Origin of the sequence: Spiroplasma clarkii (assembly GCF_002795265.1) — a bacterium.
In the GTDB taxonomy this organism is placed as follows: domain Bacteria; phylum Bacillota_I; class Bacilli_A; order Mycoplasmatales; family Mycoplasmataceae; genus Spiroplasma_A; species Spiroplasma_A clarkii.
Window position 1 is genome coordinate 211,968 of the sequence record NZ_CP024870.1, and the last position, 25,618, is coordinate 237,585.

General features: G+C 32.2%; 28 protein-coding genes and 1 pseudogene. 27 read left to right on the forward strand and 2 right to left on the reverse strand.

The annotated features are described in order from the left end of the window. Nucleotide 1: 1 nt before the first annotated feature. From SCLAR_RS00890 to pepF, 3 genes are all read left to right on the forward strand, one after another. Nucleotides 2–1,984, forward strand: a complete 1,983-nt coding sequence (locus tag SCLAR_RS00890) for an MFS transporter (RefSeq protein ID WP_100254072.1) — start codon at nucleotides 2–4, stop codon at nucleotides 1,982–1,984. A 1-nt stretch (nucleotide 1,985) separates the two neighbouring features. After that, nucleotides 1,986–2,807 carry an ABC transporter ATP-binding protein gene (locus SCLAR_RS00895; protein ID WP_100254073.1) on the forward strand — a complete coding sequence of 274 codons (822 nt, stop codon included), beginning with the start codon at nucleotides 1,986–1,988 and terminating at the stop codon, nucleotides 2,805–2,807. An 83-nt stretch (nucleotides 2,808–2,890) separates the two neighbouring features. Then, nucleotides 2,891–4,669 (forward strand): oligoendopeptidase F, encoded by a 1,779-nt coding sequence (gene pepF / locus SCLAR_RS00900; protein WP_100254074.1) that lies wholly within the window; start codon nucleotides 2,891–2,893, stop codon nucleotides 4,667–4,669. Between the two features lie 36 nt (nucleotides 4,670–4,705). On the opposite strand, the gene SCLAR_RS00905 is transcribed toward pepF, so the two are convergent. Together SCLAR_RS00905 and SCLAR_RS00910 are read right to left on the reverse strand one after the other, a co-directional pair. After that, nucleotides 4,706–5,608 (reverse strand): hypothetical protein, encoded by a 903-nt coding sequence (locus SCLAR_RS00905; protein ID WP_100254075.1) that lies wholly within the window; start codon nucleotides 5,606–5,608, stop codon nucleotides 4,706–4,708. Nucleotides 5,609–5,718: 110 nt separating this feature from the next. Beyond that, a complete protein-coding gene (locus SCLAR_RS00910; protein WP_100254076.1) occupies nucleotides 5,719–6,591 on the reverse strand; it encodes an HAD-IIB family hydrolase in 873 nt (290 codons plus the stop codon). 146 nt (nucleotides 6,592–6,737) lie between these two features. On the opposite strand from SCLAR_RS00910, the gene lplA reads away from it, so the two are divergent. The 24 genes and pseudogenes from lplA to rplR all read left to right on the forward strand — a co-directional run bounded on the left by lplA (nucleotide 6,738) and on the right by rplR (nucleotide 25,600). Continuing rightward, nucleotides 6,738–7,733, forward strand: coding sequence for a lipoate--protein ligase (gene lplA / locus SCLAR_RS00915; RefSeq protein WP_146637306.1), 996 nt, complete (start codon nucleotides 6,738–6,740; stop codon nucleotides 7,731–7,733). Between the two features lie 9 nt (nucleotides 7,734–7,742). Then, on the forward strand, nucleotides 7,743–8,852 hold the full coding sequence (gene pdhA, locus SCLAR_RS00920) for a pyruvate dehydrogenase (acetyl-transferring) E1 component subunit alpha (RefSeq protein WP_100254078.1): 1,110 nt from the start codon (nucleotides 7,743–7,745) through the stop codon (nucleotides 8,850–8,852). Continuing rightward, nucleotides 8,852–9,841, forward strand: coding sequence for an alpha-ketoacid dehydrogenase subunit beta (locus SCLAR_RS00925; RefSeq protein ID WP_100254079.1), 990 nt, complete (start codon nucleotides 8,852–8,854; stop codon nucleotides 9,839–9,841). Before pdhA ends, SCLAR_RS00925 begins: the two co-directional genes overlap by 1 nt. 23 nt (nucleotides 9,842–9,864) lie before the next feature. Next, nucleotides 9,865–11,142 (forward strand): dihydrolipoamide acetyltransferase family protein, encoded by a 1,278-nt coding sequence (locus tag SCLAR_RS00930; protein ID WP_100254080.1) that lies wholly within the window; start codon nucleotides 9,865–9,867, stop codon nucleotides 11,140–11,142. A 19-nt stretch (nucleotides 11,143–11,161) separates the two neighbouring features. Further along, complete coding sequence (gene lpdA / locus SCLAR_RS00935; protein ID WP_100254081.1) at nucleotides 11,162–13,024, forward strand: dihydrolipoyl dehydrogenase; 1,863 nt, start codon at nucleotides 11,162–11,164, stop codon at nucleotides 13,022–13,024. A 341-nt stretch (nucleotides 13,025–13,365) separates the two neighbouring features. Further along, nucleotides 13,366–16,041, forward strand: coding sequence for an alanine--tRNA ligase (alaS, locus tag SCLAR_RS00940; protein ID WP_100254082.1), 2,676 nt, complete (start codon nucleotides 13,366–13,368; stop codon nucleotides 16,039–16,041). Nucleotides 16,042–16,204: 163 nt separating this feature from the next. Continuing rightward, on the forward strand, nucleotides 16,205–16,513 hold the full coding sequence (gene rpsJ / locus SCLAR_RS00945) for a 30S ribosomal protein S10 (RefSeq protein WP_100254083.1): 309 nt from the start codon (nucleotides 16,205–16,207) through the stop codon (nucleotides 16,511–16,513). Between the two features lie 48 nt (nucleotides 16,514–16,561). Beyond that, the gene (gene rplC, locus SCLAR_RS00950) at nucleotides 16,562–17,281 is read left to right on the forward strand and encodes a 50S ribosomal protein L3 (RefSeq protein WP_100254084.1); all 720 of its coding nucleotides are present in this window, start codon (nucleotides 16,562–16,564) and stop codon (nucleotides 17,279–17,281) included. Between the two features lie 17 nt (nucleotides 17,282–17,298). Beyond that, complete coding sequence (gene rplD / locus SCLAR_RS00955) at nucleotides 17,299–17,925, forward strand: 50S ribosomal protein L4 (RefSeq protein WP_100254085.1); 627 nt, start codon at nucleotides 17,299–17,301, stop codon at nucleotides 17,923–17,925. After that, a complete protein-coding gene (rplW, locus tag SCLAR_RS00960) occupies nucleotides 17,925–18,209 on the forward strand; it encodes a 50S ribosomal protein L23 (protein ID WP_100254086.1) in 285 nt (94 codons plus the stop codon). The genes rplD and rplW overlap by 1 nt, the downstream gene beginning before the upstream one ends. 64 nt (nucleotides 18,210–18,273) lie before the next feature. Continuing rightward, nucleotides 18,274–19,116, forward strand: coding sequence for a 50S ribosomal protein L2 (rplB, locus tag SCLAR_RS00965; protein WP_100254087.1), 843 nt, complete (start codon nucleotides 18,274–18,276; stop codon nucleotides 19,114–19,116). A gap of 12 nt (nucleotides 19,117–19,128) precedes the next feature. Further along, the gene (gene rpsS / locus SCLAR_RS00970) at nucleotides 19,129–19,398 is read left to right on the forward strand and encodes a 30S ribosomal protein S19 (protein ID WP_100254088.1); all 270 of its coding nucleotides are present in this window, start codon (nucleotides 19,129–19,131) and stop codon (nucleotides 19,396–19,398) included. Nucleotides 19,399–19,421: 23 nt separating this feature from the next. Then, on the forward strand, nucleotides 19,422–19,757 hold the full coding sequence (gene rplV / locus SCLAR_RS00975; RefSeq protein WP_100254089.1) for a 50S ribosomal protein L22: 336 nt from the start codon (nucleotides 19,422–19,424) through the stop codon (nucleotides 19,755–19,757). Between the two features lie 17 nt (nucleotides 19,758–19,774). Then, nucleotides 19,775–20,482, forward strand: coding sequence for a 30S ribosomal protein S3 (gene rpsC / locus SCLAR_RS00980; RefSeq protein ID WP_100254090.1), 708 nt, complete (start codon nucleotides 19,775–19,777; stop codon nucleotides 20,480–20,482). Between the two features lie 2 nt (nucleotides 20,483–20,484). Next, entirely contained in the window at nucleotides 20,485–20,898 is a 414-nt protein-coding gene (rplP, locus tag SCLAR_RS00985; protein WP_100254091.1) for a 50S ribosomal protein L16, read from the forward strand. Beyond that, nucleotides 20,898–21,308: pseudogene (gene rpmC / locus SCLAR_RS07340) on the forward strand (50S ribosomal protein L29); the annotation flags it as partial. The gene rplP and the pseudogene rpmC, both read left to right, overlap by 1 nt. Before the next feature lie 1,202 nt (nucleotides 21,309–22,510). After that, nucleotides 22,511–22,771, forward strand: coding sequence for a 30S ribosomal protein S17 (rpsQ, locus tag SCLAR_RS00995; protein WP_169921873.1), 261 nt, complete (start codon nucleotides 22,511–22,513; stop codon nucleotides 22,769–22,771). 24 nt (nucleotides 22,772–22,795) lie between these two features. Further along, entirely contained in the window at nucleotides 22,796–23,164 is a 369-nt protein-coding gene (gene rplN / locus SCLAR_RS01000) for a 50S ribosomal protein L14 (protein ID WP_100254094.1), read from the forward strand. Nucleotides 23,165–23,178: 14 nt separating this feature from the next. Further along, on the forward strand, nucleotides 23,179–23,496 hold the full coding sequence (gene rplX / locus SCLAR_RS01005; RefSeq protein ID WP_100254095.1) for a 50S ribosomal protein L24: 318 nt from the start codon (nucleotides 23,179–23,181) through the stop codon (nucleotides 23,494–23,496). 13 nt (nucleotides 23,497–23,509) lie between these two features. Then, nucleotides 23,510–24,061 (forward strand): 50S ribosomal protein L5, encoded by a 552-nt coding sequence (rplE, locus tag SCLAR_RS01010; protein WP_100254096.1) that lies wholly within the window; start codon nucleotides 23,510–23,512, stop codon nucleotides 24,059–24,061. A gap of 11 nt (nucleotides 24,062–24,072) precedes the next feature. Further along, on the forward strand, nucleotides 24,073–24,258 hold the full coding sequence (locus SCLAR_RS01015; protein ID WP_100254097.1) for a type Z 30S ribosomal protein S14: 186 nt from the start codon (nucleotides 24,073–24,075) through the stop codon (nucleotides 24,256–24,258). A 20-nt stretch (nucleotides 24,259–24,278) separates the two neighbouring features. Next, a complete protein-coding gene (gene rpsH, locus SCLAR_RS01020; RefSeq protein ID WP_100254098.1) occupies nucleotides 24,279–24,668 on the forward strand; it encodes a 30S ribosomal protein S8 in 390 nt (129 codons plus the stop codon). A 15-nt stretch (nucleotides 24,669–24,683) separates the two neighbouring features. After that, nucleotides 24,684–25,226 (forward strand): 50S ribosomal protein L6, encoded by a 543-nt coding sequence (rplF, locus tag SCLAR_RS01025; protein WP_100254099.1) that lies wholly within the window; start codon nucleotides 24,684–24,686, stop codon nucleotides 25,224–25,226. A 23-nt stretch (nucleotides 25,227–25,249) separates the two neighbouring features. Beyond that, complete coding sequence (gene rplR / locus SCLAR_RS01030) at nucleotides 25,250–25,600, forward strand: 50S ribosomal protein L18 (protein WP_100254100.1); 351 nt, start codon at nucleotides 25,250–25,252, stop codon at nucleotides 25,598–25,600. Nucleotides 25,601–25,618 lie beyond the last annotated feature (18 nt).

Below are 25,618 nucleotides of genomic sequence, written 5' to 3' on the forward strand. Positions count from 1 at the left end.
TATGAAAGATTTATTAACAATATCTAGTTTTAATTTACTTAGAACATTAAAAACCAAAGCAGTTTTCATTGGGATCCCATTTATGATTATCTTAATTTTTGCCCTTAATGTTGTGTTCGCAACCTTTATTAGTGGAATTTGGGGAATAAAATTGGCATACACTATGACGATAATGCTTTCAGTCATTTATTTAGTTTTTTATAATGTTTTTGCCACAGGTACAAGTTATGTTGTTGACAGCAACACTGGAATCCAAGGTTTAATGGTAAGAAGAGGAGCATATAAATGAATAATTCTTTATACACGTTTCTTTGCAGCAAAAGTAATCACATTTAGTTTTATTGCCTTATCATTTTCACAATTTATCATTTTTTTACATGTTATTAAACCACTTGGTTATGACCTGTATTTAGATGGTTATGTCTATGGAATTTTAGCCTTAATTCCATTTGATATTCTATTCTCAGGTTTTGTAATTTTAGTAACAACAATGAGTTTTAGGCTAAAAGCAATTTTACCACTTGGTTGAATTGTTGGTATTTTTTCATCACTATATTGAGTATTAAGTCCAATCTTTTATTTGTTTAGTACATTGTCTTCATTTAGTCAGGGTGATAATTTAGTAACTTATAATGCTATGAAACTGATTGAGCAAGAAAAAACCAACAAAACCAATAATAATTTTTATACTTTACTGCGCAAAAGTAATATTGAGTATCTTGATGCAATTAGAGGTCTTGCTAGTGGTGGTGAACGTGGGTTGCTTTATTTAGAAATCAAACCTGATTCAAACCTTGCTAGAGCTCTAGACTTAGAAGCAGAACCTGGTTTAAAATATTTCATTTATCCAATTACTGATTTTTTTGGAAGTATTCATAGTAATTATCCAGTTAGATATAACTCATTTCTTGAACTTGCAACTAGAATCTTAGAAGGCGATGACTCAGTGGTGAAACTAGCAGCAGACTATGTTAAAACATTCCCACTCTTTGATGATAGTGGTGTGACTGTTCGCTTAAATGATCAACCTGATTCATTTGATGATGATGGACGTACTTTAGTTCAAAAAATTAGAGAGAAATTAGAGAACAACCTTTACTTAAAATTTATCAATGCAATTGGTTTTACAAGCACAGATCAAAATGAAAAAGCTACTCTTGCAAAACAATCATGATATATGAACAAAACTACTTCAAATTATAATGGTGAAAAACAATTTGGTGCAGTCCTTAATGAAAAAATCAATATGAATAATACTGAACTTGTTAAATTGTTCCCAACTGATACTAATCTTGAAGAGAATTTGAATAGTCTAAAAGAAATTCTTCAAAAACAATTTAAGTTTGGACTAAATATTATATCACCAAGAAGTGACTCTTTTTTATCATATAAACAATTAATTAAAGTTTCATCAAGAGATGACGATGATGAACAAGATCGAGAGCAAAATTTCAGCTTATCTGATGCTGGAAGGGAAAAAATTGAAGAAATTGAACCTGAGGTCTCTAAAAATATTGAAGCAATAAGTAGATTTTCAAACACTTTACCAAGCACAGTACTTATTAATGGTACAATTGGCATGGTGATGAAAGCTCCTGGAGTTACTAGTAAAAATGATCTTGAAGGTTTAGAAAAAACAATCTTTATGATGACTTTTAATCCATTCACTTATTTCTTCACAATGACCTTACTCTCAGGTAAAGAAGATTTCTACTATGATGACTTTGGAATTTCAAATTCAATTTTACCAGCAGGTAACTTTGCAACTCCAAACATTAAATATAAAGGTGGTAACCCAGATAGCATTGATCATTCAAGTGGTCCAGTAAAAGAAACTAATATTAAAGATTTAAGTATGGAAGTTAGATCAAGACCAGTTAAAGTTCAATTAATCTACTTTGGTTTCATTGCTGTTGGTATTCTACTAACTTTATTAGCTTACTTACCATACAGCAGAAATATTTATAAAAAAGGAGCTGAGTAAGATGTTAGAAATTAAAAATGTTTCAAAAATTTTTGATAACCGTATTAAGGGGACCAAATCTGGTGTTCGTAATGTTTCATTAAAAATTATGCCTGGAGATATTTATGGTTTTGTTGGAGATAATGGTGCTGGAAAATCAACTTTAATTAAAGCAGTTTTTGGTGAATACCGCAAAGATGAAGGTGAAATCTTACTTGATGGAGTGGATGTTAAAAAGAATCTTGGTTTGAAAAGAATCGCTTTCTTTCCAGATCAAAGTATTTATCCAAAAGGAATAAATGTTCAAGAATATTGTATGCTTGATGCAAAAATTGCTGGAGTAAAAAGGGCATTAGCAAAAGAACGTTTCAGAACTTTACTTGAAAAATTTGGTTTATCAAATTATCGTCATAAGTCATTTAAAGATTTATCAGCTGGAATGCAGAAAAAAATGCTGTTAATTATAACTTTAGTAAGTAAACCTGATTATATTTTCTTAGATGAACCAACAGCCAACCTAGATGTTAAGGCTAGATTGGAATTCATGGAGGTAATCAAATTCCTTGCCAAAAAAGGAGTTGGAATACTAATCACAAGTCACATTATTGATGAATTACAAGAAAACATTAATAAACTTTCAATAATTGATAATGGTAACCAAGTTTATAATGCAGATTTTGATAAAACTGCTGAAAAGATTATTGATATTTATGAGAAACATTCAACAAAAGTTAAAGTTGATACTGATAAAATGGTTGATAAAATTAATGTTAACTCAAAACATCATGATGAGAAAGTAAATAATCAAAAAAAAGATAAAAAAGCACAAAAAAACAAAAAGTAAATTTAAAAATTGTTCAACTTGGTTGAACAATTTTTTTGTTGTAAATAATTATTAACCTTGTAAAAAACAAGTATAATAAGCATATGAGTGAAAAATTAAATAGCAAAGAGTATTCTTGAGATTTTTCAAGATTGTATTCAAACATAAGTGAGTGAGAGAAGGACTTACAACTATATGTTGATGCCAATAAAAAAATAAAAAACCTAGAAGGGAAATTAAGTAACCAACATGATTTTCAAACTTATTTAAACTTGGACTTTGAAGCCAATCAGTTTTTCTCGAGACTGAATTTATTTATGCGTCAATTAGATGTTGACCAAACTCAAATAACATTTCAAAAATATGATGCAATTTTTAGAAACACAGTTCATAAAGTTGAGAGAGATTTAAGTTTTCTTGAGCCTGAAATTTTGGCATTGGATTCTGAGCAAGTTTTAGAATGAGTCAAAGCTTCAAAACAGAGTCAGTATTTTAATAACTTTAAAATTTTGTTTGCCAATAAAAAGCATTATTTAAGTGCTGATAGTGAAAAATTGTTAAGTATAGTTGCTAAAAGTCGTCAAAATTCACAAGAGATTTATCAAACCTTGGCTTATGCTGATAAAACCCAGGCTACTTTTAAATTTCAAGGTAAGAATATAGTGGTTGACAATACTTTTTATAAAAAGATTTGTGAAGACTCTGATCCCCACAAAGATCAAAAATTGCGAAGAGAAGTTTATAATTTATTTTTTAATGGTTATTTTAAAAATAAGTTTAGTTTCACAAAGATTTATGAAGGAATTTTAGCAGAACATTATGAAACAGCATTAATTCGCAATTTTCAATCAGCACTAGAAATGAAATTAAATGATGATTTGGTACCAACTGAGGTTTATGAAAAATTGTTAGAAATTGGCAAACAAAATATTCAACCATTAAAAGATTATTATTTATTAATTAAAAACTACCATGGCTTAAAAACTTTTAATTCAACTGATAGGGAATTAAAGTTGGTCAGGGATTTTTCAAAGAAATACTCAATTCCTGAAGGTAAAAAAATAGTTAGAGAAGCTTTGCAAGTTTTGGGTGAAGAATATCAAACCTATTTAGATATAGCACTCAAAGTTGGAAATATTGACTATATTGAGAACCCAAACAAAGTTAGTGGTGCCTATTCAACTGGGGCCCAAAATCATGATCCTGTGATTTTAATGAATTGAGATGATAAATTAAGTTCGGTAAGCACTTTAGCACATGAAGTTGGACATTCAGTTCATACCTTGTTTGCTGATAAAAATAATAAGTTCCCTTTAAATGATTATCCAATCATTTTAGCAGAGGTGTCATCAACTTTTAGTGAGCACATTTTGTTTGATTACTTATTAAAACATACCAATTCTGACTCAGAAAAAATCTATTTATTGCAACAGAGAGTTTTTGACATGATTTCAACCTTTTATCGTCAAATTCAATTCGCTGAATTTGAGTATCAAGTTCACAAACTTGTTCAAGAACAGCTACCCTTAACTGCAGATATTCTTATGGAATTGTACAAAAACATTGAAAATCAATATGGATATGATTTATTTGATGATAAAAAACGAGAAGTTTATCACTGAGCCTATGTTTCTCATTTTTTTGAATCACCATTTTATGTTTATAAATATGCATTAGATCTTGTAGCAAGTTTTAAATTATATAATGATTTTAAAAATGGAAAACAAACAATTATTCAGCTAGTTAAAGCTGGAGGTAGTCAACCACCATTAGAAATTTTAAAACAATGTGGAGTAGATTTTACTGATCCAAAAACTTATGCTCCATTGATTGAAGAAATCAAAAACCTAGTTCAAGAGTTAAAACAATTATTACTTAGATAAAAACCAACAGTTTTAACTGTTGGTTTTGTTTAAAAATTAAGCTAATTGTTCGTTGATTTTTTTCAACTGAGGATTCTTTTTAAGAAATTGGTGACGAGCTGGAAAGTACATAATTACAAAATAAAGCGATTGAGTCAATAAAAAGAATAAGTAAATAATCAGCAATTGTGTGGCATTGTTAATTGGTAATCCTAATGCTGCAGCGTAGTTGCCTTTTTTGTGAAATAAATCAATAAAGTCATAAGGATAATGACCAGTTCCTGACATATCTCCAAAAAATGGAAATAAGTTAGTAACCTGAAAAAACATTCCACTTAACATAAAGAAAGTTAAATAGCCAAATAAGGGAATTAGTGAAAAACCTCACAATTTTCAAACTTGCTTTGATTCTAAAGGAATTTCATACTTTTGATAAAAACAAACTAGATAGATAATTCCAACTAATTGAGGGAAACCATGAAGTAGGGTTCAAGCAAAATAGTTGTATCAAACCATGTTTGAAACAGCTGATGTAAAAATGTTTGAAAAATTATATAAAGCCGAAACCCAAAACACAGTTGAGAAAATAATAATTGCTACAAGATAGTTGTCAAATTTACCTTGACCTTCACTTTTTTGATTTTTAGCTGAATTTATCCAAAAGGCAGAGGCCACAATATTGGCAACTGTAGTTAAAGGTATAAAATTTCTACAAAATAGATAAAGTAACTTTCCTCCAACTCCTAATGAAATTAGTTTATTAAAATAGGTTTCACTAGCTCAAGAAACTTTTTCACCAGCATCATTCACTTGACCTCATTTTAATAGTCTAGTTCAATAAGCGGTGCTATCTTTGAACAATTCAGTGGATTGACCAATTAAAAAAATCAAGATCCCACACAATGGTAATATTGCTAATGTTAACTTGGTGCTAATTTTTCATCAATATTTTTTCTCCATAATAGCCTCACTAACTACTATTATTTTAGTACACATATAGGTTTTTTTACAGTAAATACTTAAAAGAATTATAAAAAAACCACAATTGTGGTTTGTGGTAGATATTTTGATTAAACCTCTTCTCCGGCAAGTAAGCGAGTTAGGTATTCACCAACTCCACCTTCATTATTAGTTTTATTGGTAATTCCAGAAGCTACTTTTTTTAGTTCATCACTACCATTTTTCATAGCAACTCCATAACCAACATTTTTAATCATTTCAAAATCATTTAGTTGATCTCCAAAAGCAATAACATCACGAATATCTTTGTTATAGTATTGTGCTAAAATTTCAGCCACAAAGCCTTTATTAACAATTTTGTTTGTTAAAGTAATCATTGAAACTGAGTTTTTGTTATCATAACCATAAACATTACCAGATTGAATTTTAATTGAGTGTTTAAATTTTTCTAATTGTCTAAAAACATCATCTTTATAAGAATCATCTTTTAATAACAGCACCACATTTGTGGCAGGACCTTCTCATTCTTTGTAAGGATCTGCAATGAAGTATTCATCACCTTCAACATCATCAAGGTGAAAGAATCTTTCAATAAATTCATCTTTTTCTTGAACAATAGCTTTATTGTGAGATTCTAATAAAAGATTCTTTTTTGACTTAATAATTATTGGATTGTTGATGATGTCTTGAACTACATCTTCATTAATTGGTAGGACAATTCTTTTAAATTTTCTTTTTAAAGGGTCATGAATATGAGCCCCATCAAAGTTTGAAAGTAAAGTGTTAATCCCTAATTCACGGTAGAACCTAATGCTGGCCCTGTGAGGTCTTCCTGTAATGACACAAACTATGTGTCCATCTTGGGTAGCTTTAATTAGAGCAGCATTTGTATCTGGGTGAATTTGTTCACCATTTGACATTAAAGCAGTTCCGTCTAAATCAACTAGAATTAACCTTCTTTTATTTAAATGTTGTAATTTCATATTTTCTCCTCGTTCACTTTAATTATATTCTATACTTAATTGTGTCATAATAGAAAAAATTTTTCAAGTTATATTTTGTGGTGGAAACAACAACATTTTTAAAAACGTTAACATATAATCAATGTAAATGGATTAGAGGTGAAAAGGTGTTAGTTTACAAAGTTGATTGCACAGATCCAAAATACAATTTAGCAACTGAAGAATATTTAACAGTTTGTGAAAAATTTAAAGAACCAATTTTATTTTTATGACAAAACCACAACACAATTGTGGTGGGCAGAAATCAAAATGCTGCTAAAGAAATAAATTTACAAAATGCTAACCTTGATGATGTCGCTGTCATCAGAAGGAACACAGGTGGAGGTACAGTTTTTCATGACTTAGGAAATTTAAATTTTAGTATTATTTATACTGATTCAGAAAACAATGGGGTAGCAATGTTTGAAAAAATGTTAGAACCAATTATTACTACACTGAACCAAATGCAAATCCCAGCTCAATTTTCTGGACGTAATGATATAGTCTTAAATGGTAAAAAAATTTCAGGTAATGCTATGTGAAAGTATCAGAATAGATTTCTCCAACATGGAACCATTTTGTTTAATGCAAATCTAGATAAATTAGTAAAATACCTAACAGTAGATAAAGCAAAAATTCTTTCAAAGAACATTGAATCAATCACTGCTAGGGTCACTAATATAAATGCAGAAATTAGCAAACCAATTACAATTGCTGAATTTATCACAGCTCTAATAAAAACTTATCAAGAAAATAAAAGTGTTAGTGATTTAAAATTAGAACCAGAAGATTTACAAGCAATTGAAAAAATTTATCAAGAAAAGTATCAAAACCCTGATTGAACATTTAAAAAAAATGCAACCTTTACTTATCAAAACAACCAAAGACTTGAAGGTAAAGGCAGTGTTGAAGTTTACTTGAATGTTATTGATGGAGTGATAAATGATTGCAAAATTTATGGGGACTTTTTAGGTTATGGAGGAACTGAACCATTAGAAGCTAAGCTGATTGGAGTGACTTATCAAGTTTTACCCATAAAAACAGTTTTAGAAAACGTAGATATTAAAACAATCTTTGGTGCAGAATTTACTGTCCAAGAAATTTTGGATTTAATTATCCAATAGGAGGTAGCAATGAAATATATAAATAAATTTGATCCACAAAAAGACCAAGTTGTCAGAATTTTAGATGTTGACGGTAAAGTAATTGATGAAAAACTTTTACCAAAAATTTCAGATAAACAATTAATTGAAGCTTACAAATTGATGAATTTATCAAGAAGACAAGATGATTTTCAAAATAAAGCCCAAAGACAGGGGCGTTTATTATCATTTTTATCTTCAACTGGACAAGAAGCTTGTGAGGTTGCCTATGCTTTGGCTATGGTCAAAGGACAAGATTGATTAGCACCAGGTTATCGTAACAATGCAGCTTGATTAACTGCTGGAATGCCAATGCACAACATTATGATGTATTGAATGGGAAATGAGTTTGGAGGTCAATCTCCTCAAGGAGTTAACCTCTTACCACCAAATATTATTATTGGGAGTCAATATTCTCAAGCAGTGGGGATTGCTTTTGCAGAAAAATATAAAAAAACAAATGGAGTTGCATTAACATCAACTGGTGACGGAGGTATGAGTGAAGGTGAAGTTTATGAATCAATGAACTTTGCCAAACTGCATGAACTTCCAGTTGTCTTTATTTGTGAAAACAACAAATGAGCAATTTCAACTCCATATGCTAAATCCACAAAATCATTAAATGTTGCCGTTAAAGGAATTGCTGTGGGCATTCCTGGAATCAAGGTTGACGGTAATGATTTTTTAGCAAGTTATGCAGTTGCCAGTGAGGCTATTGAATTTGCTCGTCAAGGTAATGGCCCAGTCTTAATTGAATTTGATACATATAGACTTGGAGCTCATTCATCATCTGATAATCCTGATATTTATCGACCAAAACCAGAATATGAAGAAGCTTTGACAAAAGATCCATTAATTAGAATGAAAAAATATTTAATTGACAAAAAACTCTGAACTGAAAAAAAACAAACAGCTCTTGATGAAGAGCAAGACTTGTTTATTCGTCAAGAATTTGATTATGCTGAAGCTCACAAAGATTATCCATTAGAAGATGTCTTTAATTATCTTTATGAAACTAAAACCCCAGAGTTAGAAGCACAATATCAAGAAGCTGCAGCATTTTTTGCAGCAAACCCAAATGCCAAAGGAGGACACCACTAATGAAACAGTTAAATAACATTAAAGCAGTCACAGATGCTCTTGATGTGGCAATGGAAAAATGAAATGAAGTTGTAGTTTATGGAGAAGATGTTGGTTTTGAAGGTGGAGTTTTTCGAGCAACTGAAGGTTTGCAAAAAAAATATGGAGAAGAACGTTGTTTTGATGCTCCAATTAGTGAAGCAATTTACATTGGGGCTGCTTTAGGAATGGCTTTGAATGGTTTAAAACCAGTTGTTGAATTACAATTTCAAGGTTTAGGGTGAGCTTCACTACAAAATATTTTGGGACACATGGGCAGAATGAGAAACAGAACTCGAGGTAAATATCCAGCTCCCATTGTTATTCGTACCCCTATGGGCGGAGGAATTAGAGCCTTAGAATTACACTCTGAAGCTATGGAAGTAATCTATGCTCACACTCCTGGAATAAAAGTTGTTTGTCCATCAACACCATATGATACCAAGGGATTAATTTTGGCAGCTATTGAATCACCAGATCCAGTTATTGTTTTAGAACCAACAAAACTTTATCGTGCTTTCAAACAAGAAGTGCCAGATGGGTTTTACACAGTTCCAATTGGAGAAGGTTTTAAAATTTTTGAAGGTAATGATATCACAGTTGTGACTTATGGGGCACAAACTGTTGATTGTCAAAAAGCTATTGAACAATTTGAAGAAAAACACCCAGATCTTAGTGTTGAACTAATTGACCTAAGAACAATTAAACCTTGAGATCGTCAAATGGTTTTTGAATCTGTTAAAAAAACAGGAAGATTGTTAGTAGTTCATGAAGCTGTTCGCTCATTTTCAGTTGCTGCTGAAATAATGGCCTCAGTTACTGAAGAGTGTTTTGAATATTTAAAAGCACCACTAGCTCGTGTAACAGGTTATGATATTGTGATTCCATTTGATTCAGGAGAAGGTTATCATCAAGTTAACCCTACAAAAATCTTTGCAAAACTTGAAGAGATTATCAATTTTAAATTTTAATATGTAAGAAAGTAGGAATATTTATGTATAAAGTAAAATTTGCAGATATTGGTGAAGGACTAACTGAAGGTACAGTTCAAGAAGTCTTTGTTAAAATTGGTGACCAAGTTAAAATGGGGGATCCTTTATTTCATGTTGAAACAGACAAAATGACTTCAGATATCCCAGCTCCAACAGATGGAAAAATTGCAAAAATTTTAATTAAACAAGGACAAGAAATTAAAGTTGGAGATGTGGTTGTTGAAATTGAGGATGGCAAAACCTCAACAAGTGTTCCAGTTGAAGAAAATGCTTCAGTTGTTGGGTCAACTCCTGTTTCAAATGATTTGATTGCAAGGCCAACTTCACCAAACCCTACAAGTTCAGTTGCCACAAATGTTATTAAAGCATCTCCATTGGCTAGAAAAGTTGCTGCTACTTTGGGTGTTGATTTAAAATTAGTGACTCCAAGTGGACCAAATGGAAGAATTCTAACAATAGATGTGCAAAGTTTTAAAACCCAACCAACAAATCAGGTTGGTGAACTTAAAACAATTTCAAGTTCACCAAAAAGTAGTGCAGACTATAATAATCCAAAAATTACAGTCCCAGTTATTAATGAACCTTTAACATTTATTAACAAACCAATGAATTCAATTCGTAAAGCTACAGTTAAAGCAATGCAAAAATCTCACAGTGAAGTTGCTGGATTTACTGGATTAAGAAATGTTGATGTAACAGAATTAGTTCAATTAAGAACTCAACTAAAAGACTTTGCTGAAAGTCAAAATGTCAAATTAACTTATCTGGCTTTTATTATTAAAGCGTCAGCATTAGTTTTAAAAGAAATGCCAAATATCAATTGTCGAATTGACAAAGACACAAACAGTATTGCAATTGCTGAACAAATTAATATAGGGATGGCTTGTGATACACCTGAAGGATTATTGGTTCCAGTGATTAAAGGAGCAGATAAATTATCAGTTTTACAAATTGCTGTAAAAATTAATGAACTAGCAAATAAAGCTAGAAGCAAAAAATTAGCAGTGAATGAAATGGTTGGGGCAACCTTTACAATCACTAACTTTGGATCGGTAGGTCTAGATTATGCAACCCCAATTATTAATTTTCCAGAAGCTGCAATTTTAGGACTTGGAACAATTACAACAATTCCAGTTTACATTAATGGACAATTAATGCCACGAGACATGATGCCATTTTCAATGACTGCAGATCACCGCATAATTGATGGCGCTGATGCTGGTCGTTTTATGCAAAAGGTTGCTGAGTTGTTAAAAAAACCAGCAATGCTATTAATATAAATAGAAAGTAGGAATATTTATGTATAAAGTAAAATTTGCAGATATTGGTGAAGGACTAACCGAAGGTACAGTTCAAGAAGTCTTTGTTAAAATTGGTGACCAAGTTAAAATGGGGGATCCTTTATTTCATGTTGAAACAGACAAAATGACTTCAGATATCCCAGCTCCAACAGATGGAAAAATCGCAAAAATCTTAATTAAACAAGGACAAGAAATTAAAGTTGGAGATGTGGTTGTTGAAATTGAGGATGGCAAAACTTCAACTAGTGAACCAGTTGAAGAAAATGCTTCAGTTGTTGGATCAACTCCTGTTTCAAATGATTTAATTCAAAGAGGTCGTAAAAGAGAAATTCCTCAAAAAGATAAAATTTTTGAACAAGTAACTGCAGTTTTAAATAACCCACTTGGTCCAGGAATAAAAGTTGGAACTAGTTCAAATCTGAAACCAGCACCAAAATTCAATGCCCCAGATCCAGAAAAACATTATGATGTAATTGTGGTTGGAGCTGGAGTTGGAGGTTATGTTGGGGCAATTCGTTGTGCTCAATTTGGGTTAAAAACATTAGTTGTTGAAAAAGAATACTATGGAGGAGTTTGTTTAAATGTTGGATGTATCCCAACTAAAACACTTTTAAAATCTGCTGACTTATATGAGCAAATCATTAAATCTGCTGATAAGTATGGAATTATAGTTGACTCAACTGGTGTCAAGGCTGATTGAGAAAAAATTCAAGCACGTAAAAAAGATGTTGTGGGAAAATTAACTAATGGAGTCAAAGGACTTTTGAAAAAGAATAAAATCACAACCATTGATGGAGCTGCAAAAGCTCTTGATAAAAACACAATTGAAGTTAAAGGACAAAAATATACTTGCAATAATTTAATTATTGCAACTGGAAGCTTGCCAAATAGTTTAGACCTTCCAGGAAGCAAAGAAGCAGTTGCAAGTGGTTTCTTAATTTATTCAACTGGTGCATTATCCCTTCCAAAAATTCCTAAAAGTTTAGTGATTATTGGGGGAGGAATTATTGGAGTTGAGTTTGCTTGTCTATATAAAAGATTGGGAGTAAAAGTTACTATTCTGCAATTTTTACCAACAATTTTAGAAATGTTAGACAGTGACGTTTCAAAAGAAATGGTGAAAGAACTTTTAAACAGAGGTAATCTTGAAATTATTACTGAAGCATCAACTAAGGAATTTAAGGGTAATAGTGTTATTTATGAAAAAGATGGTAAAACTAATACTATTACTGCAGATTATTGTTTGCAATCTGTGGGACGAAAAACTGTAACCACAGGTTTTGAAGACATTGGTTTAAAAATAAATCAAAGAGGCCACATTGAAGTTAATGAATATTGTGAATCAAACTTGGATGGAGTTTATGCCATTGGCGATGTTACCGGAAGAATGATGTTAGCCCATGTGGCCTCTCATCAGGGAATTATTGCTGCTAATCATATCGCAAGACGTTTACAAATTGAAAAAGCTGAAGATATGCAAATGCATTATGACCGTGTACCAAGTTGTGTTTACACTCATCCAGAAGTGGCATATGTTGGAAAAACTGAAGATGAGTTGAAAAAGAATGGTGTTGAATATCAAACTTACAAATTCCCATTTGCAGCAATTGGTAAAGCATTGGCTGATGGAAATACCACAGGGTTTGTTAAGTTAATCTGTGAGCCAAAGTACAAACAAATCTTAGGAGCACACATTATTGCAAACACTGCAACTGATATGATTTCTGAAATAACTGCAGTAATGGAATGTGAAGGTACAATAACTGAGCTAGCACACTCTGTGCATCCACACCCTACTTTAAGTGAAGCAATTGGTGAAGCTGCAGAAGCACTTCAAAATGGAAAACCAATAAATTATTAATCTGAAAAATACAAGAATGCTTGTATTTTTTTGTACTTAAAAATTTTTAGATTAAGAAGAAGAAAATGATTTGTTAATATCTAAAAAAAATTAAATTCTTTTATCAATAGAAGTTCTATATGAATAATATATGAAATTTATCAATGATTTTTAAAAACCCAAAAAACTAGCCCCCAAAAAAAAGTGCTCTGTGCAAAGAAAGTCTAAGGCAATTATCCAATTTGAGATTCTACTTTTGCGATAAGAGCACTTTTTCGATTTATAAAAATTTAAAATTTAAATATTTATTTGCAAGCAAATGATTGTGATAAAATTAACTTGTTATTTTAAGGAGATTTATTATGAAAAAATTATCAACAAATGAGATTAGAAGAATGTGGTTAGACTTTTTTAAGGCACATGATCACTATTTTTTAGAACCAGTCAGCTTAGTGCCAGTTGATGATCCAAGTTTGTTGTGAATTAACTCAGGAGTTGCAACCCTAAAACCATATTTTGACGGGAGGAAAAATCCACCATCTCCAAGGTTGACTAATTCACAAAAATCAATTAGAACAAATGATATAGAAAATGTTGGAGTCACTGCCCGCCATCAAACTATGTTCGAAATGCTAGGTAATTTTTCAATTGGCGATTATTTTAAAAAAGAAGCAATTGAAATGGCATGAGAATTGTTGACAGATCAAAAGTGATTTGGAATTGACAGGAATTTATTATATATAACTGTTTTTGAAGATGACAAAGATGCATATGACATTTGAACTAAGGAAATTGGAATTGCAGCTGACCACATTTTCAAGGGAACAAGGGAAACAAATTTCTGAGATGTGGGTCAAGGACCTTGTGGTCCAAATACTGAAATCTTCTTTGACCGAGGTGAAAAATGAGATCCTCAAAAAATTGGTCCCAAGCTCCTAAAAGACGATATCGAAAATGATAGATATATTGAAATTTGAAATATAGTTTTTTCACAGTTTAATAATGATGGTAAGAATAATTATTCTGAATTACCAAGAAAAAATATTGATACTGGTGCAGGTTTAGAGAGAATTGCTTCAATTTTCCAAGATGCCCCAACAAATTTTGAAACTGATTTATTCTTCCCTACAATTAAAAAAACTGAAGAATTATGTCAAAATAAATTTAAGTATAGTATTGAAAATTACTCTCAACCAAATGCTGAACAAACTAAAATCAACACTGCATTTAAAGTCATTGCTGACCATGTTCGTGCTGTGACTTTTGCAATTAGTGATGGAGTCTATCCTGGGAATAAAGATCGAGGTTATATCATTCGTCGTCTAATTCGCCGCAGCAGTGTTTATGGACGTAAACTAGACATCCAAGGTGCTTTCTTGTATAAATTAGTTGATGCAGTTATTCAAGCTATGAGTGAATTTTATCCCTATATAGTTGATAAAGCTAATATGGTAAAAGAGATAATTGAAATCGAAGAAAATCGCTTCTTAAAAACCCTATCTAAAGGGTATGAACACCTTGAAAATATAATTAGTAAAGAAAAAAAAGTGACTGCAAAAAATGCTCTGCTATTGTTTGAATCATTTGGTTTCCCAATTGAATTAACCAGCGAAATCGCTTTTGAAAATAATGTTAAAGTTGATGTTGATGGATTTGTAAAACTTCTTGAAGAAACTAAGGAGTTAGCTAGAAGTTCTCGTAAAGATGATAAAGCCTGAAATAAACAATCTGCTATTCTAACAAAATTACAAGTCCCAAGTGAGTTTGTTGGTTATGAAACAGAAAAATGTGAAACAAAAGTTAACTTTATGTTTATTGATGACCTTGAAGCAAAAAAAGTTACCAACCAAGTAGTATTTGTGACCTTAGCTCAAACCCCATTTTATGCAGAAAAAGGTGGGCAAGCAGCAGATACTGGGGTGCTGATTGACAGCACTGGAAACCATCATCCAGTCATTGATGTTCAACAAGGACCAAACAAACAACACATTCATAAGGTGCAGGTCAATGGAACATTAAGTTGTGGTGACCAAGTTGTGGCACAAATTGATGAAGAAAAAAGATACTACACTATGAAAAACCATTCAGGAACACATATTTTACAATCAGGAATTCGGGAAGTGTTAGGAGAAAGTGCTTTACAATGTGGAAGTTTTAATAATGAAGATGAATTAAGAATTGACATAACTTTTAACCGAATGCCAACCCATGAAGAAATTCACCAAATTCATGACTCAGTTGAAAAACATATTCAACAAGCCATTCCAAGAGAAATTATTTATTGTTCACTAGATGAGGCTATAAACAAACACAATGCTTTGGCTCTTTTCGCTGAAAAATATGATGCTGAAGTTAGAGTAGTAAAATTTGGAACTTATTCATGTGAACTATGTGGAGGAACACATGTTGCCAATACTAAAGACATTGAAGATTTATTGGTAACTGATGTTGAATCAAAAGGTAGTGGAATTTATCGTTTTCACGCTGTTACAAGTCATAAAGAAGTTGAGGCCTATTTGAGCACCCAATTTAATAAACAACACCATGAAATTAAAAGCATTGTTGAAAAATATGACAGTTTTAAGGAATTGAAGCCAAATATTGTAATTGCAGATAAAATTAGTAAAATTCAAAATCTTCCACTTACAAAAGATAACTTAGCTTTAATTAAAGTATTAGTTAATGAATTAAAAAATGATTTCAAACTTTATCAAAAAGAAGTGGATGATCAATTAATTGAGCAAAAAATTGCAAATTTCAAAACTATTAAACCAGTAAGTTTTGGGGATATTCAAGAAATTGACTTAAATACTGGGGAGCTAGAGATGAAAGAAATAAAGGCTTTAATTGACTTTTACCAAAATCAATATGATTCACTAATTGTAAGAATAGCAAATCCTAGTGCAAAATTATATGCAGTTGGTGTTTCGCCAAACATTGCTGAGCAACACAAGGCAATTGATATCTTTAAAAATACTAAAGAATTTAGTGTTAAAGGTGGAGGAAATAATACCTTTGCTCAAGGGAAAATTGTTTAAAAGCCAGTCAGCAAAGTCCATAATCTGGCAAGAAAATATTTAAAAAAAAGAGCATTTCTTATTGAAATGCTTTTTATTTTGTGTGATAATGGAATGGCATGTATATTTTGTGTCTATAAAGACAACACGCTAAAAGGGGTTGTCAATGTGTAAGGAGGACCAAATGGCTCAACAAAAAATTAAAATCAAATTAAAAGGTTACGATCATGCTATTGTTGACCAATCAATTGCTAAAATTATTGAAGCAGCTGAGTCAACTGGAGCAAAGGTTCGTGGACCAATACCATTACCAACAGAAAAACAAATCATTACCATTTTGAGAGCTACTCACAAATACAAAGATAGTAGAGAGCAATTTGAAATGAGAACACACAAAAGAATACTTGAAATCGTAGAACCTACAGCTAAGACAATGGACATTTTACAAAGAGTGCAATTGCCTTCAGGTGTAAATATCGAAATCAAACTATAGTTTTTTAACAAAGTATACATGATTATCATATTCAGGAGGAAGTATCACATGAAAGGAATCTTAGGACGTAAGTTAGAGATGACACAAATTTTTAGTGAAAAAGGTAAACTAATTCCAATCACTGTTATTGCTGTGGAACCAAATACAGTTTTACAAGTAAAATCAGTTGAAAAAGATGGTTATACTGCCTTGAAACTAGGAACTATTGATAAAAGAGTGAACTTAATGAATAAACCAGAAATGGGAAATTTCAAAAAAGCAAACTCTGAACCTAAGCGCTTCGTAAAAGAAATCAGAGATATGAGCGGATACGAAACAGGTGCAGTAATTAATGCAGCCGACGTATTCAACGCTGGTGAATTTGTCGATGTTACAGGAATTTCGAAGGGTAAAGGATTTGCAGGATCTATTAAAAGACATAACTACTCAAGAGGACCTATGGGTCATGGTTCAGGATACCACAGAGGTATTGGATCAATGGGAGCTATTATTAATAGAATCTTCAAATCAAAAAAAATGCCTGGTCACATGGGGCATGAAAAAGTGACAATTCAAAACTTAGAAATTATTAAGATTGATAGTGAAAGAAATTTAGTTTTAGTTAAAGGATCAGTTCCGGGTCCAAGAAAAGGGTTTGTAGTTCTAAAACAAAATGTTAAAGGAATTGCAGCCAAAGAAGCTGTTAAATTATTGGTTAGAAATTCAGCACCTGTTGAAGCCCCTAGCCAAGCACCTGTTGAAGCAACAACTACAGAAAACAATGGATAATCTTGGAGGTAAATTGCATGAAAGCACAAGTTTTAGATGTTAAAGGTTCATCTGTAAAAGAAATTACTTTAAATGATAAAGTATGAGGGATTGAACCACATGAACAAGCAATTTATGACACTGTAGTATCTCAACAAGCAGCATTAAGACAAGGAACAAGAAAAACAAAAACTAGATCAGAAGTTCGTGGTGGAGGGAGAAAACCTTGAAGACAAAAGGGTACTGGACGTGCTCGTCAGGGTTCAATTAGAGCTCCGCAATGAAGAGGTGGAGGAGTTGCCTTTGGGCCAACCCCAAACATCAATTATAAAAAAGCTGTCAATAAAAAAGTAAGACAACTTGCAATTAGAAGTGTCTTGAGTATTAAAGCTAAAGAACAAAACTTAGTAATATTAGACAAATTTGCATTTTCAAAACCATCAACAAAAGAAATGTTAGAGGTTATGAAAAATGTAAAAATTGATAATCAAAAAACATTAATCGTGACAAGAGATCATGAAGAAGTGGTTGTAAAATCTGCAGGAAACATTCCTGGTGTAAAAACACTTGATTTCCAAAAAATGAATATTTTTGATTTAATGAATGCTACTAAATTAGTAGTTACATTAGAAGCAGTTAATCGTATTGAGGAGGTGTATGCATAATGCATTTAACAGAAGTTATTAAAAAACCATTATTGACTGAAAAAACTTATGCAGGTCAACAAAATGGTGCATACACTTTCATTGTTGATAGAAAAGTCAATAAAACCCAAATTAAAAAAACATTCGAAGAAATTTTTCAAGTTAAAGTTAAAACTGTGAGAACAATGAACTATGACGGAAAAGAAAAAAGAATGGGAAAATATGTTGGGAAAACTAATGCATATAAAAAAGCCATCATTGTATTAAAAGATGGAGAATCACTAGATATTTTATCTGACTTATAGAGAGATGCTGACAAGCATAAATTAGTGTAAGTCATGAAGAAAGGCGAAAAACAGGAGGATAATTATGCCAATCAAGAAGTATAAACCTACGACAAATGGTCGCAGAAATATGACTAGTTTAGATTATAGTGTCCTTACGACTTCTAAGCCAGAAGCTTCATTATTAGGAAAAATTAATGAAAAGGCTGGAAGGAATAATCACGGTCAAATTACTACTCGCCACAAAGGTGGAGGACATAAAAGAAAATATCGTATCATTGACTTCAAACGTAATAAAAGAGATATTGTTGGTAAAATTGCTACAATTGAGTATGATCCAAACAGAAACTCATTTATCTCACTTGTAAATTACATTGATGGAGAAAAAAGATACATCTTATTTGCAAAAGGAATGCAAGTAGGACAAGAAATCATTGCTTCTGAAACTGCAGATATCAAAATTGGTAATGCTGCACCATTAAGAAGTATTCCAGAAGGTACTTTGATTCACAATGTGGAATTAAAACCAGGAAAAGGTGGACAAATTGCACGTAGTGCAGGTAGTTCAGTGCAAATTTTAGCAAAAGATGAAGATGGAAAGTATGTTACTTTACGTCTTGGTTCAGGAGAAGTTAGAAAAGTACTTGCCGAATGTTATGCAACAATCGGTGAAGTTGGAAATGAAGAATACAGCTTAATTAACTGAGGTAAAGCTGGAAGAAACCGTTGAAGAGGAATCCGTCCCACTGTTCGTGGTTCAGTTATGAACCCAATTGATCACCCTCATGGAGGGGGAGAAGGACGTGCTCCAATTGGGCGTAAAGCGCCATTAACACCATGAGGTAAAAAAGCTCTTGGGGTTAAAACTCGTGATAAAAAGAAAGCTTCTACAAAATTAATTGTTAGAAGAAGAAAAGCAAGTAAATAGGGGGAACATTAGATGTCAAGATCAATAAAAAAAGGTCCATTTGCAGATGACCACTTAATGAAAAAAGTTGAAGCTGCTGGGGATAAAAAAGAAACAATTAAAACCTGATCACGTAGGTCTACAATTTTCCCAAACTTTGTAGGTCACACATTTGGAGTATACAACGGTAAAGATTTTATTCCAGTTTATGTAACTGAGGATATGGTTGGTCACAAACTAGGAGAATTTTCACCAACACGTAAGTTTGGTGGACATGGTGACGATAAGAAAAAGAAAAAATAGTCATTAAGAGGTATTTGTAAGCTATGGAAGCAAAAGCAAAATTAACAATGATTAGAATCGCACCAAGAAAAGTTAGACTAGTAACCGACTCAATTAGAAGCAAAAAAATCTCAGATGCTGTAGCAATTCTTCAAAACCAAGATAAAAGATCTTCAGAACCAGTATTAAAGTTATTAAACTCAGCTGTTGCCAATGCTGTTAACAACAATGGTATGGAAGCTGACCAATTATTTGTAAAAACAATCTTCGTTAACGAAGGACCAACATTAAAACGTTTTAGACCAAGAGCTCATGGTAGAGCTTATGAAATCTTGAAAAGAACAAGTCATATCACAATTGTTGTGAGTGACGAAAGATAGGAAAGGAATTATAGAATATGGGACAAAAAGTATCTCCAAATGCCTTAAGAATTGGCATTATTAGAACTTGAGATGACAGATGATATGCTGAAAAAGGTGAATATGTAAAATGATTACACCAAGATATCAAAATTAGAAAAGCTGTTTTAGAATTACTAAAAAATGCAGCAGTTTCTAAAATTGAAATCGAAAGAACTAAAAAAGAAATCATCCTATTCATCCGTACTGCAAGACCAGCTATAGTTCTTGGACAAGAAGGTAAAAACGTTGAAAAAATTGTCTTAACTGTTAAAAAAACAATTAAAGATAAAAAAGCACAAGTAAAAGTAAATGTGATTGAAATTAAAAACCCAGATGTTGATGCTCGTTTAGTAGCACAATTCATTGGAGAACAAATTTCAAATCGTGCATCATTTAGAACTGTGCAAAAATTAGCAATTAGAAAAGCTTTAAAAGCTGGAGCAATGGGAATCAAAACTTCTGTTTCAGGTAGACTTGGTGGAGTTGAAATGGCTCGTACTGAAGGTTACTTAGAAGGTTCTGTGCCATTGTCAACACTGAGAAGTGATATTGATTATGCTTTATATGAAGCAAGAACAACATATGGACAAATTGGTGTTAAAGTTTGAATCAATCATGGGGAAATTTTAGGAAAACCAGGACAAAACCAAAATAATGTAATTGCAGAGAGAAAATTTGAAAGATCTACAAAGGGGGCTAAATAATTATGTTAATGCCTAAGAGAGTTAAATACCGTAGACCTCATCGTGTTAGTTATGAAGGTAAAGCTAAAGGTGGCAAGTTCATCGCATTTGGTGAATTTGGTTTAATGTCTTTAGATGGTGCTTGAATTACAGCTCGTCAAATTGAAGCTGCTCGTATTGCAATGACTCGTTATATGAAACGTTTTGGAAAAGTTTGAATTAGAATATTCCCACAAATGGCAAAAACTAAAAAACCATTAGAAGTACGTATGGGATCTGGAAAAGGATCACCTGAAGAATGAGTGGCAGTTGTGAAAACTGGGCAATTTATGTTTGAAGTTGCTGGTGTTTCAGAAGAAGTTGCTCGTGAAGCATTGCGTTTAGCAATGCATAAATTACCAGTACGTTGCAAAATAGTGAAAAGAGGTGATGAGTAATGTCTAAAAGAGTTGATACATTAATTCAATTAAGATCAAAAAATGTTGAAGAATTATTGAAATTAAATGAAGAATACAGAGCTGAGTTATTTGCATTAAAATTCCAGGTTGTTGTAGGTAGTGTTGAAAAAACAGACAGAATTCAATCACTGAAAAAAGATATTGCACGTATCCAAACTTTATTATCAGAAAAAAGTAGAGCTGGAGAACAAATCAACAAGGTTGTTAAAGCAAACTATGCTGAAGCTGTTGAAAAAGCCGAAGTTGCTGGTAAAGAAGTTAGAAAAAAACAAAGAGCTATGATTGAAAAAATGCAAGCAGAACAATTTGGAGCAGATACTTCAATGAGTGATGATGCAGTCATGGCTGCAATGAATGCTGCAACTGCAGATTTTGAAGAAACAGTTGAGGTAACAAAGCCAGCAACAAGCAAAGCTGAAGCAAAACCAACTGTTAAAGCAGAACCAAAGGCAAAAGCTGAACAAGTTGCTAAAAAATCAACTGCTAAGGTTGAAACAAAACCAAAAGCTGAAACAAAAGTAAAAGTTGAAGAAGCAGTAGTAGAACCTATTGTTGAACCTGAAACTATTACTGAAATAATAGTTGAAGAAGTTTCTGAACCTGAAGTAATCACAGAAGCAGTAATTGAAACAATTTCTGAACCAGAAGTAGTTACAGAAGTTATTGAAACAGTTTCTGAACCAGAAGTTATTGTTGAGCCAGTTGAAACAATCACTGAAACTATTGTTGAACCTGAAACAATCACAGAAGTTGTTGAAACAATCACTGAAACTATTGTTGAACCTGAAACAATCACAGAAGTTGTTGAAACAATCACTGAAACAGTTGTTGAAGAAGTTTCTGAACCTGAATTAGTTGTTGAAACAATCACTGAAACAGTAATTGAAGCAATTTCTGAACCTGAGTTGGTAGTTGAAACAATCACTGAAACAGTTGTTGAAGCAGTTAAAGAAAAACCTGCTAAAGCAGCCAAACCTGCAAGCAAAACAGCTAAGGCAGTTGAACCTGCTAAAACAGTGAAAACTACAAGTAAAGCAGAAGTAACCAAAGAAGCAAAACCTGCTAAGGTTGAAACTGCACCCAAAGAACCAAAAGTTACTAAAACTACAACTAAAGTAGTTGAAAGTACAGAAGCAAAACCAGTTATTGAAAAACCAGCAGCTAAAAAAGCAAAAAAAGCTGTTGAAGAGGTTGAAGTGGCACCTATTTTAGATGCTAAACCTGTAGCAAAAAAATCAACTAAAACTGTTGATACTGAATTGGAACCAAAACCAATTAGAAGTTCAGTTGCTGAAAAAACTGGGAAGGCATCACAAGCTGATGCAAAAACAATTACAATTAATAAACCTTCAGAAGTTAAGTCAACTGGAAAAGGTAAAGCTGCACTAAAAGGTGTAACTACCCAAAAATTTGATATCTCATCTGTTAAAGGTGAAAATATTGAAGGTATTAACTTAAAGCTTTCATCAAAACCTAAAGATGTTAAAACATATACTTATGGTTCAAATATTGATGAGGCAAGAAGACAAATTGAAGAAGCTAACAAAAAACTTGAAGAAAAAAAACTTGCCAAAGTTAAAGGAGCTAAGAAATAATGGAAAGAAATTTAAGAAAAACCTATGTTGGTAGAGTTGTATCTGACAAAATGGATAAAACTATTACTGTCTTAGTTGAAACTTACAAAAACCACCCAATTTATGGAAAACGTGTTAAGTATTCTAAAAAATACAAAGCACATGATGAACAACAAGTGGCTCAAATGGGTGACAGAGTTGAAATCATGGAAACTCGTCCACTAAGTAAAACTAAAAATTTCAGATTAGTTAAAGTTATCGAAAAAGCTGTTATATAGTTTTTTTGCAGAGAGGTTTAGATTATGATCCAAACAGAATCAAGACTTAAAATTGCAGATAACTCAGGAGCTAAAGAAATTTTAGTTATTAGAAACTTAGGTGGAAGTGTTAGAAAATTCACAAATATTGGGGACATTGTTGTAGCTACTGTTAAATCAGCCGCACCAGGTGGGGCAGTTAAAAAAGGTCAAGTTATTAAAGCTGTTATTGTTAGAACTGTAAGAGGTTTAAGAAGAGAAGATGGTACATACATCAAATTCTCAGAAAATGCCGCTGTTATTATTAAAGATGACAAAACCCCAAGGGGAACACGTATCTTTGGTCCAATTGCAAGAGAAGTTAAGGATGCTGGATTTGCAAAAATCGCATCACTTGCTCCAGAAGTATTATAGGAGGGAAAACTTTTATGTATAAGTCAAAAATTTTAAAAGGTGATGTAGTAAAAGTTACCTCAGGTAATCACAAAGGTACTGTTGGACCAGTTACAAAATTATCAAAAGATAAAAAAAGAGTTTGAGTTGAAGGTGTAAATGGAACAAAACACTTTAAACCAAGTCAAACCGATCAAGAAGGTGGAATTAGAGTAATTCCAGTTTCAGTTGATGCTTCAAATGTTGCAATTCAAGATCCAAAAAATAAAGCAAATGGTTCAAGAGTTGGTTACAGAATTACTGATGGAAAAAAAGTTAGATTTGCAAAAAAATCTAAAGCTGAATTGAAATAAGGAAGGGTAAATTATGGCAAAAGTTGTAAATAGATTAGAAAAAAAATACAAAGACGTAATTGTCCCAGAATTAATGAAAGAAAAACAGTACAAATCAGTAATGCAAGTTCCAAAAATTAGTAAAATTGTTATTAACCAAGGTGTTGGTGATGCTGTGCAAGATTCAAAAAGACTTGATGATGCAGCAGAAGAACTAGCACTAATTACAGGACAAAAAGTTCTGATTACAAAAGCAAAAAAATCATTGGCTGCTTTCAAATTACGTGAGGGAATGCCAATTGGTACAAAAGTTACCTTAAGAGGTAAAATGATGTATGACTTTTTGGACAAACTTATCTCAGTGGCGTTACCTCGTGTTCGTGACTTTAGAGGAGTTCCAAAATCAAGTTTTGATCAACAAGGAAACTTTACATTGGGAATTAAAGAACAAATTATTTTCCCAGAAATCGATTATGACAAAGTTAAAAAAATTCGTGGTATGGACATCACAATTGTTACAACAGCAAAAAATAAGGACGAGGCATTCTCACTAATTCAAAAAATTGGAATGCCATTCGCTAAGTAGGGAGAAGAATTATGGCAAAAAAATCATTAAAAGTAAAACAAGCTAAAGTTCAGAAGTTTAAAGTGAGAGAGTACACACGTTGTGGAAACTGTGGAAGACCTCATTCAGTGTTAAGAAAATTCAATTTATGCCGTGTATGTTTTAGAAATTTAGCATACAAAGGTGAAATCCCAGGTATTAAGAAAGCATCATGATAGTGAAAGGAAGTAAGTAGAATATGACAACAGACGTAATAGCAGATATGCTGACTAGAATTAGAAATGCAAATCAAAGATTTCATAAAAAAGTTCTAATTCCAGGAAGCAAAATCAAACAAGAAATTGCTACAATCTTAAAAAAGGAAGGCTTCATTGAAGACTTCCAAATATCTGATGACTTCAAAAAAGACATCACAATCAGCTTAAAATACAAAGGGAAAATTAGAGTAATTAAAGGCTTAAAAAGAATTTCAAAACCAGGATTGAGAGTCTACTCACCGGCAAACGAAATCCCAAACGTACTGAATGGACTTGGAATTGCAATCGTCTCTACTTCAAATGGAATTATCACAGACAAAGAAGCACGCCACCAAAATGTTGGTGGAGAAGTGCTAGCCTTTGTTTGATAGTTGGAGGGTTAATATATGTCACGTATTGGAAACAGAATCTTAACCATTCCAGCTGGGGTTGAAGTAAAAATAGATGCAAATAACACTGTAACAATTAAAGGTCCAAAAGGTGAATTGACTCAGTCATTTGCACCAGTAATCGAAATTAAAGTTCAAGGTAGTGAATTAACTACTGTAAGAAAAAATGAAATTAAACACACAAAACAATTACATGGTACAACCAATTCATTATTACAAGGAATGCTAACTGGAGTTAGTGTTGGTTTTGTAAAAGAACTTGAAATAGTTGGGGTTGGGTACCGTGCTGCATTAGCAGGAAACAAAGTAAACCTTTCATTAGGTTACTCACATCCAGTAGAATATGAAATTCCCAAAGGTATCACTATTGAAATTCCAAAACAAACTGAGGTTAAAATCTCTGGAATTGATAAACAATTAGTGGGACAAGTTGCTGCAGACATTAGAGGATACAGAAGACCTGAGCCGTATAAAGGTAAAGGGGTTAAATACAAAAATGAGAAAATCATTAGAAAAGAAGGTAAAGCAGCTGGTAAATAGGTTGCTGCTAAGGAGAGTTAAATATGAGATACACTAAAGCAGAAGCAAGAAAAAGAAGACATTACCGAGTAAGATCTAAAGTTTCTGGTACTAGCGAAAAACCAAGATTAAACGTATTTAAGTCTAATGCATTCTTCTATGCGCAAATAATTGATGATGTTAAAGGAGTAACTTTGGTTGCTGCTTCATCACAAAAAATGGGATTAAAAAATGGATGTAACATTGATGCTGCTAAAGCAGTGGCAGTTGACTTAGCTCAAAAAGCTAAAGCAAAAAAAATATCTGAAGTAGTATTTGATAGAGGTGGATATTTATTCCATGGTAAAGTAAAAGCTTTTGCAGACACTGCAAAAGAAAACGGATTGAAATTCTAGATAAAGGAGAAATGAAAA